12 protein-coding genes are annotated in these 12,648 nt (G+C 65.7%); 3 read left to right on the top strand and 9 right to left on the bottom strand.

Annotated features, from left to right (window positions below):
• Positions 1-5: 5 nt before the first annotated feature.
• From AC3WLC_RS24060 to AC3WLC_RS24040, 5 genes are all read right to left on the bottom strand, one after another.
• Positions 6-1,064, bottom strand: coding sequence for an amidohydrolase family protein (locus tag AC3WLC_RS24060; RefSeq protein WP_493686437.1), 1,059 nt, complete (start codon positions 1,062-1,064; stop codon positions 6-8).
• Between the two features lie 77 nt (positions 1,065-1,141).
• Entirely contained in the window at positions 1,142-2,461 is a 1,320-nt protein-coding gene (locus AC3WLC_RS24055) for an MFS transporter (RefSeq protein ID WP_493686436.1), read from the bottom strand.
• Positions 2,462-2,499: 38 nt separating this feature from the next.
• The gene (locus tag AC3WLC_RS24050) at positions 2,500-3,873 is read right to left on the bottom strand and encodes an amidohydrolase family protein (RefSeq protein ID WP_493686435.1); all 1,374 of its coding nucleotides are present in this window, start codon (positions 3,871-3,873) and stop codon (positions 2,500-2,502) included.
• A 43-nt stretch (positions 3,874-3,916) separates the two neighbouring features.
• A complete protein-coding gene (locus AC3WLC_RS24045; RefSeq protein WP_493686434.1) occupies positions 3,917-4,435 on the bottom strand; it encodes a nuclear transport factor 2 family protein in 519 nt (172 codons plus the stop codon).
• A 159-nt stretch (positions 4,436-4,594) separates the two neighbouring features.
• Positions 4,595-5,047 carry a RidA family protein gene (locus tag AC3WLC_RS24040; protein ID WP_493686433.1) on the bottom strand — a complete coding sequence of 151 codons (453 nt, stop codon included), beginning with the start codon at positions 5,045-5,047 and terminating at the stop codon, positions 4,595-4,597.
• Here AC3WLC_RS24040 and AC3WLC_RS24035 point away from each other — a divergent pair.
• Together AC3WLC_RS24035 and AC3WLC_RS24030 are read left to right on the top strand one after the other, a co-directional pair.
• Complete coding sequence (locus tag AC3WLC_RS24035; RefSeq protein WP_493686432.1) at positions 5,034-5,285, top strand: hypothetical protein; 252 nt, start codon at positions 5,034-5,036, stop codon at positions 5,283-5,285. The two genes, AC3WLC_RS24040 and AC3WLC_RS24035, sit on opposite strands and share 14 nt — an antisense overlap.
• Before the next feature lie 96 nt (positions 5,286-5,381).
• Complete coding sequence (locus AC3WLC_RS24030; protein WP_493686431.1) at positions 5,382-5,873, top strand: DUF2938 family protein; 492 nt, start codon at positions 5,382-5,384, stop codon at positions 5,871-5,873.
• Positions 5,874-5,898: 25 nt separating this feature from the next.
• Here AC3WLC_RS24030 and AC3WLC_RS24025 read toward each other — a convergent pair whose 3' ends face one another.
• The 3 genes from AC3WLC_RS24025 to recQ form a co-directional block, all read right to left on the bottom strand.
• Positions 5,899-6,801: a LysR family transcriptional regulator gene (locus AC3WLC_RS24025; RefSeq protein ID WP_493686430.1), complete on the bottom strand. Its 903-nt coding sequence runs from the start codon at positions 6,799-6,801 to the stop codon at positions 5,899-5,901.
• 244 nt (positions 6,802-7,045) lie between these two features.
• A complete protein-coding gene (gyrB, locus tag AC3WLC_RS24020; protein WP_493686429.1) occupies positions 7,046-9,478 on the bottom strand; it encodes a DNA topoisomerase (ATP-hydrolyzing) subunit B in 2,433 nt (810 codons plus the stop codon).
• A 122-nt stretch (positions 9,479-9,600) separates the two neighbouring features.
• A complete protein-coding gene (gene recQ / locus AC3WLC_RS24015; protein WP_493686428.1) occupies positions 9,601-11,439 on the bottom strand; it encodes a DNA helicase RecQ in 1,839 nt (612 codons plus the stop codon).
• 129 nt (positions 11,440-11,568) lie between these two features.
• Here recQ and AC3WLC_RS24010 point away from each other — a divergent pair, with 129 nt between their 5' ends.
• A complete protein-coding gene (locus AC3WLC_RS24010; protein ID WP_493686427.1) occupies positions 11,569-12,084 on the top strand; it encodes a hypothetical protein in 516 nt (171 codons plus the stop codon).
• Between the two features lie 3 nt (positions 12,085-12,087).
• On the opposite strand, the gene AC3WLC_RS24005 is transcribed toward AC3WLC_RS24010, so the two are convergent.
• Entirely contained in the window at positions 12,088-12,648 is a 561-nt protein-coding gene (locus tag AC3WLC_RS24005; protein WP_493686426.1) for an NADPH-dependent FMN reductase, read from the bottom strand.

Here is a 12,648-nt window from a genome sequence, read left to right as displayed (position 1 = left end):
GTCGACTACGACGCTTTCTTGAACAGTCGGAGCGCGTTCTCGCGCTCGATCTGCGTCAGATCGGCGGGGGACAGAAGGCTGATCTTCTGGAGCCCATCGGCGACGACTCTTCCGGAGAGATATGGGAAGTCGCTTCCGAAGAAGAGCTGCTGGCTCGGCACGAGCTGGAGAAGCGCCGCGACCGAAATCGGGTTCGCCATCGACACCACGTCGTAGTTCAGCCGCTTCAGTTCATGGAGCATGCCGTTCGGCAGCTTCTCCTTCAGCCCCGGCGTGAAGAACATCGCGGCGTTCAGCCGACCCGCCAGAAACGGCAGTGTGCCGCCCCCCTGCGCGAAGATGAAGTTGATGTCCTGGCAGCGCGTCAGGGTTCCGCTGAACAAAAGGCTGGTGATGCAGCGCGTCGTGTCCGTGGGGAACTCGATCAGCGCGGAGGACACGCCTTCCTGCAGGTTGCTGCAGCAATCAGGCGCCAGCGGATGGACGAACACGGTAGCCTTGCGTCGGTTCAATTCGTCGAAGACCGGAGCGAAGGCGGGATCTCCCGGCCAACGCGAGCCGTAGCTCGTCAGGATGCCGATGCCGTCCAGCTTGAGCACGTCGAGCGCGTATTCGATGGCCTTCAGGCTGCCATCGACGTCCGGCAGCGGGATCGGCGCGAACATGCCGAAGCGGCCCGGGTGTTTCTGGATCATGTCGGCGCCGTAATCGACGCAGGCCCTGGCAAGGCGCCTGCCTTGCTCGACATCCCCGAAGAAGATGCCGGGCGCCGCCACGGAGACGATCGCCTTGTCGACCCGGCTGCGCTCCATCTCTTCGAGCGAACGCTGCGGCGTCCAGCCGGTCATGGTCTCGGTCGGCAACCCCTGGGCCTGGGCAATGATCTTCTCGCGCACCTCGTCCAGATATTTCGGCGGGAAGATGTGGTGGTGGGTATCGATCCGAAAGCGGCCCTCCGGCTGCGCCTGGGCGTGCCCGGGACTGGTGGCCGCTGCGGCGGCAAGCGCCGCGACGCCTCCCAGCAGGATCGCGCGCCGGGACATGGCTTCGTCATGGCTGGACATTTCGGAATCTCCCCTCGTTCGTATTGTCGTTTGTTTCTCGAAGAGTCAGTTCGAAGCGATTTTCACGCTGCGCATTTTCAGGCGGGGGCGCCATTGGGCTCGCCCAGTCGTTCCTGCTGTTGCGATGAGCGTGCCCGGCTGGGCAGGAAGCAGACGCCGATCAATCCGATCAGGCCGACGAGGATGACGTAGTAGGCCGCGGCCGCCTTGTTGCCGGTCGTGGCGACCGCATAGCTCACCATCAGGGGCGCGGCTCCGCCGAAGATGCTGTTCGAGACGTTGAAGTTGAAACCCAGCACCGAGGCCCGGATGCGCGGCGCGAACAGCGCCGCGTTCATGACGATGCCCAGCCCGACGATGACGCTGCCGGGAATGGCCAGCGCGACCTGCAGGCCGACGAGCCCCCAGAGGGTCGGCGCCTGGATGATCCAGGCATAGAGCGGGTAGACGATCAGCAGGATCGCCACCGTCGCGCAGCCATAGAGCAGCCGCGGCGAGGCGCCGCGATCGACGCGGCCCGCCCAGAAGATCGCACCGGCCGCCGAAAGGATGCCCGCCACCAGCGTGCTGATGAAGGGAGCGTTCAAGCCGAGATTGAGCTCGCGGACCGCGAAGGTCGGCATATAGATGAACATGATGTAGAAGTTGCCGCCGCCGAAGGCGAGCAGGGCGAAGGACGTCAGGAAGGCACGGCGCTGCTTTGTCCAGACGTCGCGGATATCGTCGGACCATGAGGTGCGGGCGACGCTCGCGACGTCGATCGTCTCATCGACATGGCGCCGGATATAGTAGCCGACAGGAGCGATCAGCAGCCCGAAGATGAAGGGCAGGCGCCAGCCCCAATCGCCCATCTGCTGCGGCGTCAGGGTGTTGAACAGCAGGAAACCGACGAAACCGGCGAAGACCACGGCCAGCAGCGTGCTCGCCATCTGCCAGGCGACGAAGGTGGCCTTGCGGTTCGGCGGTGCCGATTCCGCCAATAGCGACACCGCGCTGCCGTACTCGCCCGAGGCGGCGAAACCCTGCATCAAGCGCGCCGTCAGCACGATGACCGGCGCCAGCAGTCCGACCGTGGCATAGGTCGGCGCGAAGCCGATCATGGCGGTGGCCAGTGCCATGATCCAGATCGTGATCGTCAGCGCGCTGCGGCGCCCCTTCCGGTCGGCATAGTAGCCCATGACCAGGGCGCCGACAGGCCGCATCACGAAGCCGACTGCGAAGGTTGCCAGGGTCAGCATCAGGGCGACGTTCGGGTCGCTTGCCGGAAAGAACAGCCGTGACAGGATGACGGCCAGATAGCCGTAGATGATGAAGTCGAACCATTCCAGGGCGTTTCCCAGCGCCGCCGCGACGACGACGCGAACCGACGAGCGTTGCGATTTCTCACGCACCGACATCTCACCTCTCCCGTTATGAAAGCGAGCTTTTGCTCTTGTTATGCGGCCATCTGCACATAGCCGGATTCTCGGATGATCCGAGCGGCGGAGGCTTCGAGCTCCCCCACCTTCCGGCGCAGCAAAGCAGCGTCATAGCCGAGCACGCCGCCGCGCTTGAGGACCTCGCCATCGACGATGACTGTATCGACGTTGTGCGCGCAGCCCTGCTGGACGATTGTCCCGACCGGGTCGTGCACCGGAAACAGGTTGAAATCCGTGGCGTCGAGCAGGATCACATCCGCCTTCTTGCCCGGCGTCAGGCTGCCGATGCGATCCGCCATCCGTAGCGCCCTGGCGCCGCCGATCGTCGCCCATTCGAGGGCAGCGCGCGACTGCACTGGCAATTGCGCCAGCGGCGGCAAGCCCAGCGCATAGTTGGCGCGATGTTCCAGCGCCCGCTGATAGACCATCGCGAAGCGCATCTCGTTGAACATGTCGCTGTTCGCGGCCGGGATGCTGTCGACGCCGAGCGAGGGCATGGCGCCCAGCGCCCGGATGCGCCCCGTCACTGGATCGGCCGGATGGACATGCAGCTCGATCATCGAGGTCACGGTGAAGGAGGCGCCGGAATCGACGATCAATTTGAGCTGCTCGTCCTCGATGTAGTTGCCGTGGACGACGTTGTGGTTTTCGTCCAGCAGGCCCAGCCGCGCCGGAATTCGATAGCCTTCCGGCGAGACCTGATCGGCCGGCCGGCGTGCGGCATGCGAGCTCGACAGCAGGCCCAACTCCCGAACCAGCCTGAAGTCCTGCTCAACCACCTCGGGGACCGAGAATTGCGGGCCGAGGATCGCGGCCGCCAGCGTCACGCGGCGGTCGTCGGAGGAGAATCGCTCGCGCCGCAGCCTTTCCAGCCGCTGGCGCGGGTGGGGCTCATGGGTGAAGGGCATGTTGGACGCGGTCTTGAGCGGTTTGGCCGTGCCATGGCCGAAGACGGCGCGCAGGCCGCTCTCTTCCAGTGCATCGACCGAACGCTCGGCATGCTCGATCGAGGTGATGTTGTGGCACCAGTCGAAGAGCGTTGTGACGCCGGCATTGAGCTGTTCGAGAGCGCCGACCAGCGTGCCGATATAGTTGTCCTCCGGCCGGAACCGTGTGGCCATGTTGCCATGCATGATCCGGTGGTAGTCCGGGCCGGTCCAGTCCGCCCCGATCGAGCGCAGTCCGGTCTGCCAGGTGTGGAGATGGGCGTTGACGAGCCCGGGCATCACGATCATTCCGCCGGCCTCGATCGTCTCGTCGACATCCGCGACGATTCCTGGCCTGACCGCGACGATGCGATCGTCCTCCAGCAGCACGTCGGCCGAGGCAAAATCGCCAAGGGCGCGATCCATCGTGACGACCTGCCCGTTCCTGATCAGCTTCCTGGCCATGCTGGCGCTCCGCTTGTCCTTGGGGTTCGGCGTGAAGCGCCGGCTATTGGCCGAAATGGGCGTAGGACGGATCCTGCCTGCCGATCGCGCCGGCATTGGCGTACTCGGTCGTGGCGGCGAGCTCGGCGGCCGTGAGGATCCTGATCTGGCGGTAGTCGCGGATGGTGCGGCGGTGGGCCAGTGACCAGCGCCCGCCGTCGCAGCGCCAGCGATCGAGATAGCGGGTATGGACGCTCCGCTCCTCGATATCGCCGTCGTCGCGCTTGACGATCAGATGCGCCGTCGCCGAGGTCTCGCTGACGGCCCCTTCGTCCTTCAGCGCCACGAGGATGTTGCTCATGCTGTGGCGGTTGTAGAGCATGCTCGTATGCGCCTTCATCAGGAAGCCGACATAGTCGGCCCAGCTTCCCGAGAAGAGCGGTGGGAAATCCACCGTCGCGCTTTCATGCGCCATCGACAGCAGGAGTTCGCGGTCGAGCCGGTCGAGGCCGCGCGGGTAGGTGTGGATCAGCCGCGTGATCTCGGCCTTGCAAAGTAACTCGTGAACGGCGTCATGCCCCATTGTCTGTTCTCCTCGGCAGTCCGGAATGCGCGGACCGCTCGTGACGGTTTGAGCGGCAGGCTCTGCGACCGGGCCTGAACGAAAGGGTTCCGGTAGGCGCAAAATTGCGCGTATCCGATTGCATCCTGCCGTTCTCCCACGACAGGGTGGCCGGGCAGCCTATTTTTCGTCGCCGACCACGGCGACGCACTGGATCTCGATCAGGAATCCGGGGACCGCCAGAGCGGACACAGTGATTTGGGCGCTTGCCGGCGGGTTCTTCGGGAACATGTCCTTCCGGACGGCCGCGAACTGGGCTCCGTTGCGCGCGTCGGTTAGGTAGACCGTCATGGTGACGATGTCCTCGAGCTTGCCGCCCGCCTTCGCAAGCTGACGCTCGATCTCCCGGAAAATGAAACGGGTCTGGCCTTCGACATCGCCCGCCAGGGACTTGCCCTGCTCGTCCTGCAAAGTGGTGACGCCGGCGAGCCAGACCTGCTTGCCGCCGCGGGTGATGACGCCGGGGGAGTAGCTTCGCCCAGCCATTTCCTTCGGTAATTGCAGATATTCACGCGCCTGGGACTCACAGAACGAAGCTGTGGCCAGCCCAGACGAAAGCATGGCAATCGCCAATGCGGACTTCTTCGGAAAATTCATCTTCTCCATCCCCTTTTTTACTTCCGTGATTGAATCACGGGAGCAGGTATCGGTTGCGGCAAAGACGCCCCAGCAGCCAAAGCTCACCAGCGACAACGCCGATCTTCGATTTGTGGAAGCCATTATGCTCGCCGCCCCATGGCCAAGGGAAATACGGATTTCAGTTCGATTTATCGACTTTCACGATCAATCGCCGAACGGGATGGAGCGCTGACAGGCTGCGGTGTACGGCTCCAATACGTCGATCCGAGCCTGCCGCGGCAGCGTGCGGCAAGTCAGGCGACCGGTCTTGCCATTTGCAGGGGAGCGTATGGCCTTGTCGAAGGAACTCATGGTTCGGGCGATCATCATCGGAGTGACTGCGACCGCGATTTTCGATGCCTGGGCCCTGCTGCTCTGGCGGCTACGGGGTATTCGCCCGCCGGTCTGGTCCCGTCTCGGGCGTCTCATTCTGCGCGGCCGCGATGCGATGCGTGGGCATGACGAGCCTGTGGCGCCATTCTCGAAGGCTGAGCAGGCCGTCGGCTCCATAGCCCATTATGCGACCGGGATAGGCTTCGCGCTCGCCCTGCTGTGGGCGGCCGGCCTGCAAGGGGGGCGCGCACCGAGCCTTGGGCCTGCGTTGATCGCTGGCATGCTGACTCTGTTGCCGGCCTGGCTGGTCATGCTGCCCGCCCTCGGCCATGGCATCGCCGGGCAAGGGCTGCCGCATCCCGCCCGCTTCCGCATTGTCAGCGCCGTCTCCCACCTCGTTCTCGGCGTGGGCTTCTATATCGGCGCGTTGCTTTCCAACGTCTTCTGATCGTCGATCGAACGCTTGTGCGATCTCACGATTCGATCAGGATTTTTCCTTGATCGCGAATGACCTCGATGAAGGCCTCGACCGCTGGCGAAGGTGCTCGTTCCTTGGAGATGACGACCGAGATCGTGTGAAAAGCCTCGGGCCGCACGAGCGGGCGCAGGGTGACGTCATGGGCTCGCGTCAAACCGGCGGCCCATGATGGCCAGGCTGCTACACCCATTCGGGCGGCGACGAGGCCAAGGATGGTGGTCATGTTCCTGACTTGGAATGCGGGCTGGACGGAGACGCCGGCAAGCGCGAAATAGCGATCGACGCGGCGGCGGGCCGCGTTGTCGGCGGCCACGGCGATGAAATCGTGCTCGGCGAGCTGTCGCCACTCGACCTCCCGCAGCGCTGCCAAGGGATGATCCGACGGACACAGCAGCATCAGGCGTTCGCTGAAGGCGGAGATCGCCGTCAACCCATCGTCCAGTGTGTCGAAGACGCCCACACCGCAATCGAACAATCCGCCGGCGACGCGAGCTGACAGGAATTCCGGCGAAACCTCCTCGAGCGCAACGCTGATTCCCGGATAGAGAGCTCGAAAGCTGGCGATGACTTTCGGCAACAGGGCAGCGGCTGCCAAAGGCGATGCCGCGAGGCTCAGCCGCCCCTTCTTGCGCGCGGCAAGCTCGCGGGTGGCCGTCAGCCCGCTTTCCAGCTCGCGAAGCGTGCGTTCCGCAAAAGGGGCGAATTCGCGTCCGGCCTCGGTAATCTCGACCTTGCGCGTGGTGCGATCCAGCAGGCGCGTTCCGAGCTCGGCCTCCAATTCGCGGATCAGCACGGAAAGGGACGACTGGGTCGTGTTCAGGCGATCGCTGGCGCGCGTGAAGCTGTTGAGCTTAGCAATCTCAAGAAACGCCTTGATCTGCTTTAGCGTAATGTTCATGGGCGTTCGGATGAGGCATTGCTCGGTCAGCCTCACACATGGCGAGCCCGTCTACAACCCACTCATGGTTTCTGACGTGCTCCCCATTTTCCTGCCGGTCATAAGTTAGGCCCGGCTGGGTTTTGGTCCGTGTGGGACCGGCTGGCGAACATCGATCGCGATAGGCCGCCGAGGCTCGCGTGGGGTCGGACGGTGTTGTCGTCGATCCGCCAAGCCTCGATGATCCGGCACACCTTCGCCCGGATCAGGTATCGACCGTCGCGTTCAGCGCATTGCTCTGGATGAACTCGCGGCGCGGCTCGACCACGTCGCCCATCAGCTTGACGAAGAGGTCGTCGGCCTCGTCGTTCTGGTCGTTCTTGACGCGCAGCAGCGAGCGCACGTCGCGGTCGAGCGTCGTCTCCCAGAGCTGGTCCGGGTTCATCTCGCCGAGGCCTTTGTAGCGCTGCAGCGAGACGCCCTTCTTGCCGATCGCATTGACCGCATCGAACAGGTCGCTCGGGCCGTTGACGATGTGGTCGTCGCCCTTGCGGCTGAGCACACCCGGCTTGGCATAGGCTTCCTGCAACGACGAGGCGGCGGCGTCGAGCTTGCGGGCCTCGGCACTGGCGAGCAGGCCGGCATCGAGCGCCACGACCTGCTTCACGCCGCGCACCAGCCGCGAGAAGGTGAAGCCGCCATCGGCTGCCTTGCCTTCCCAGCCGCGCTCGATCTCGTCGGAGATCGCATCGAGCCGGCGGGCGACATAGGCGGCGGCCTCGGCGAGCTCGGCCTCGCTGCGCTCGCCCTGCGGGCGTAGCGCACTGGCGATCGCCGTCTGCTCGACGACGCGCCGGTCATAGCGCGAATGCAGCTGGGACAGCGTGTGGCGGACGCTGCGCGCTTCCTCGATCAGGGCGCGCAGATCGGTGCCGCCGCGCTCGACGCCGTCGCCGGTGCGGAACACTGCGCCGTCGAGGGCGCTGTCGACGAGATAGTCCTCGAGCGCGCGCTCGTCCTTGAGATAGGTCTGCGACTTGCCGCGCGCCGCCTTGTAGAGCGGCGGCTGGGCGATGAAGAGATGGCCGCGATCGATCAGCTCCGGCATCTGCCGATAGAAGAAGGTTAGCAGCAGGGTCCGGATATGGGCGCCGTCGACGTCCGCGTCGGTCATGATGATGATCTTGTGGTAGCGCAGCTTCTCGACATTGAAGGCGCCGGTATCCTTCTCGTCGCGGCCGATGCCGGTGCCGAGCGCCGTGATCAGCGTGCCGACCTGGTCGGAGGACAGCATCTTGTCGAAGCGTGCCCGCTCGACATTGAGGATCTTGCCGCGCAGAGGCAGGACGGCCTGGTATTCGCGGGCCCGGCCCTGCTTGGCCGAGCCGCCGGCCGAGTCACCCTCGACGATGAAGAGCTCGGACTTGGCGGGATCGCGCTCCTGACAGTCGGCGAGCTTGCCGGGGAGCGAGGCGATGTCGAGCGCGCCCTTGCGCCGGGTGAGGTCGCGCGCCTTGCGCGCCGCCTCGCGGGCGGCGGCGGCTTCCGCCACCTTGCCGACGATGGTCTTGGCCTCGTTCGGATGCTCCTCCAGCCAGGTCGAGAGCGCCTGGTTGACGACGTTCTCGACGACAGGGCGGACTTCCGAGGAAACCAGCTTGTCCTTGGTCTGCGAGGAGAATTTCGGGTCGGGCACCTTGACCGAGACGATCGCGGTCAGGCCCTCGCGGCAATCGTCGCCGGTGAGCGAGACCTTCTCCTTCTTCGAAATGCCGGAGGTCTCGGCATAGCCGGTGACCTGGCGCGTCAGCGCGGCGCGGAAGCCGGCGAGATGGGTGCCGCCGTCACGCTGCGGGATGTTGTTGGTGAAGCAGAGCACGTTCTCGTGGTAGCTGTCGTTCCACCAGAGCGCGACGTCGACGGTGATGCCGTCCTTCTCGTTCGAGAGCATCACCGGCTTGGAGATGATCGGCGTCTTGGCGCGGTCGAGATAGCGCACGAAGGCCTCGACGCCTCCCTCGTACATCAGCTCCTCGCGGACGACCTCGGCATGACGAGCATCGGTCAGGACGATGCGCACGCCCGAATTCAGGAAGGCGAGCTCGCGCAGGCGATGTTCGAGCGTCTTGTAGTCGAACTCGACCATGGTGAAGGTTTCCTGCGACGGCAGGAAGGTCACCTCGGTGCCACGCCTGTCGCCGGCCGGGCCGACCACGGCGAGCGGGGCGACCGCATCGCCATGGCGGAACTCCATGAAATGCTCGTTGCCGGCGCGCCAGATGCGCAGCTTCAGCGAGACCGAGAGCGCATTGACGACGGAGACGCCGACGCCGTGCAGGCCGCCCGAGACCTTGTAGGAATTCTGGTCGAACTTACCGCCGGCATGGAGCTGGGTCATGATGACCTCGGCCGCCGAAATGCCTTCCTCGCTGTGGATATCGGTCGGGATGCCGCGGCCATTGTCCGAGACCGTCACCGAGCCGTCGGCGTTGAGCGTCACCGTGACGAGGTCGGCATGGCCGGCGAGCGCCTCGTCGATGGCGTTGTCGACGACCTCGTAGACCATGTGGTGCAGGCCCGAGCCGTCATCGGTGTCGCCGATATACATGCCCGGGCGCTTGCGGACCGCGTCGAGGCCCTTGAGCACCTTGATCGAGTCGGCGCCGTAGTCTTCGGCGCCGTTGGTGACGTCTGTCATGAACGAGGGTCCTTCGGCGGGCGAGCGGGAGGCCCGCTGATCAACTTGATTCGGCTTACGAATATAGGCGCTCAGGATGGCTTTTTCACGTGCGCACGCCCGCGTACGCGAGAGCGGTGGATTTAGCCAGAGAATGTCGCGATCGCATCCAGGAAAACCTCGCCATATTGCGCGAGCTTGCGTTCGCCGACGCCCTCGATGCCGCGCATCTGGTCGAGGCCGAGCGGGCGCTCGCGCGCCATGGCGATCAGGGTCCGGTCGGTGAAGATGATGTAGGCGGCGACGCCCTCCTCCCGGGCGATGCTCAGCCTGAGCTGGCGCAGATGCTCGAACAAAGCGGCGGTGTCGCCGTCGAGCCCGTCAGCGCGCGCCGCCTCGCGCTGGCCGCGGCGCGAGCGGCGCTCGGCCAGCGGGTCGACCCGCAGCGCGATCGGCTCGCGTCCGAACAGGATGTCTTCGCCTTTCTCTGTGAGGCAGAAGCCGCCATGCTCGACGCTGGCCTCGGCGAGCGCGCCGGCGGCGAAGAGTTTGCGCGCCATCGCCATCCAGGCGCCCTTGGGCTTGTCGTTGCCGACGCCGAAGGTCTTCAGACCATCATGGTTCTGGCGCCGGATCGCCTCGGTCGCGGTGCCGGTGAGGATGTCGGCGAGATGGCCGGCGCCATAGCGCTGACCGGAGCGGATCACCGCGGAGAGCAGTTTGCGGGCGTCGAGTGTGGCATCCGAGAGCTCGGGCGCAGCCGGGCCGCAGAGGTCGCAGCGAAATGGCGCCTCGCCATGCCGGCAGGGCGGTACCTGCTCGCCGAAATAGGACAGGAGCGCCGAGCGTCGGCACAGCGCCGATTCGCACAGGTCGATCATCGCGTTGAGGCGCTTGTGCTCGATCCGGCGGCGCTCGTCGTCGATCTGCTTTTCGTCGATCTGGCGGCGGCGCAGCGCCATGTCGTCGACGCCGTAGAGGGTCAGCGTATCCGCCGGCAGCCCGTCGCGGCCGGCGCGACCGATCTCCTGGTAATAGCCCTCGATCGAGCCCGGCATGTCGGCATGGACGACGAAGCGGACGTCCGGCTTGTTGATGCCCATGCCGAAAGCGATGGTGGCGCAGACGACGACGCCGTCCTCCTGCAGGAAGATGTCCTGGTTGCGGTTGCGCTCCGTCTGCTCCAGCCCGGCATGGTAGGGATAGGCCTTCCAGCCCTTCTCGCTGAGGCCCTGCGCCAGTCGCTCGGTGCGGCCGCGCGAGGAGCAGTAGACGATGCCGGAGCCGCCGCGATGCACCTTCAGGAAGTCGTCTATCTGCCGGCGCGGCTGCTCTTTCGGCGCGAAGGAGAGCTTCAGGTTCGGCCGGTCGAAGGAGTGGATCACCAGCTTCGGCGGCTGCGGGAAGAGCTGCTGGGCGATGTCGGCCTGGGTCTGGCGGTCGGCCGTCGCGGTCAGCGCCGTCACCGGCACGTCGCCGAGCGCCTCGCGCACCTTCGAGAGCAGGCGGTATTCCGGGCGGAAGTCGTGGCCCCATTGCGAGACGCAATGCGCCTCGTCGATCGCGAGCCGGGCGACGCCGAGCCGGCGCAGGCGCGCGACGAGGCCTTCGCCGGCGAGACGCTCCGGCGAGACGAAGAGCAGCCGCAACTCGCCGGAATTGAGCTTGTCCCAGGCCCGGGCCGCCTCGGTCTCGCTGTTCATCGAGTTGAGCGAGGCGGCGGAGACGCCTGCGCGCACCAGTTGCCCGACCTGGTCGCGCATCAGTGCGATCAGGGGCGAGACCACCAGCGTCAGCCCTCCGGCCACGAGGGCCGGCAGCTGGTAGCACATCGACTTGCCCGAGCCGGTCGGCATCACCGCGAAGACGTCGCGGCCGGCGAGCGCGGCCTCGATCACCTCCCATTGCCCGGGGCGGAAATCGTCATAGCCGAAGACCGACTTCAGGATCGCGCGGGCTTCTGATTCGCGTGGCGACGACATCCGCCGGATGTGCCGGATTCGGTGGGCGATGGCCAGCCATTGCGCGATTCCATCCCCGGTTCGCGCAAGCCTGCTTGATCGGCCGTGATGCGTGCCTCACGCTGCGGCAACCCGGCAAGGAGAGCCATGATGCGCCTGCCTCTGACTGCCGTCATCTGCTGCCTTGCCACGATCGTGCAGGCCCGCCCGCTCGAACGCGAGCTGCCGCCGGCGAAGGCCGCCTGCTGGGAGCGGGTCTACGATGCCGCCCATCTCGGCAGCCACCCACAGCAGAAAGTCGCGCGGATCCGGCTGGTCCATCTGCCGCAGAGCTGGGCCGAAGTCGGGCAGGGCGGCTTCTACGTCGCGCTCTATGTCAACCTGCGCCAGCGCGTGAAGCCCGATCAGAGTTTCGACTACCAGCTCGGCGGCATCTGCAAGGCGTCCGGGCAGGGCCTACGTTGCGTGCCGGAATGGGAGGCGGGCAACTGGCGGATCGAGCGCGGCCCGAACGGGACGCTGGACGTCCGCAATGCCGGGATCATCGCCAATCCCAATCCCTATGATGCCGAGGAGATCGCCGATGGCGCGGTTCGCATCCCGGCGAAGCCGGACGACGGGCTCTGGCGCCTGTCGCCGGCAAGCGGGCCATGTGCGCTGGAATAGCGCTCAGGGGTGGAGCGCCGCCACCTTCACCAGCCGCGTCACCATCTTGTCGCGCAGGCCCTTGAGGCGCTTGTCTGTGAAGTCGCCGTCTTCGCCATAGGCCTTGTCGGCACCGCTGACCGCCAGCATCTCCGGCACCAGAAGCGCACCGAAGCCGAGCTCGAGCACGGTCCGCAATTGGGTCAGGCAGCGATAGGTGCCGAGATTGCCGGCCGACGCGCCGCCGATGGCGACGGTCTTCTCGCGCAGGCCGGGCCCGCCGGAGCGGACGATGCTGATCCAGTCGAGCGCGTTCTTCAGCGCCGGCGGATAGCCGGAATTGTATTCCGGGCTGGCGATGAAGAGCCCGTCATGGCTATCGACCAGCGCCGCCAGCGCCTTCGCCTCCTGCGGCTGCTCGTCATGGAAGGCGCGGGCGTCGATCAGCGGCAGTGGATAGTCGCCGAGCGAGATCTGCGTCACCTCGGCTCCCGCCGCCTGGAGATTCCCTGCGATCAGGGTGGCGAGCCGGGTGTTCATCGAATCCGGGCGCCAGGAGCCGGCGAAGACGAGGATTTTTGGCAT

The organism is Allobosea sp. GW821-FHT03A12, from assembly GCF_058986765.1.
Note: the sequence above shows the minus strand (reverse complement) of the source record. Positions and strands in the feature narration are given on the sequence as shown.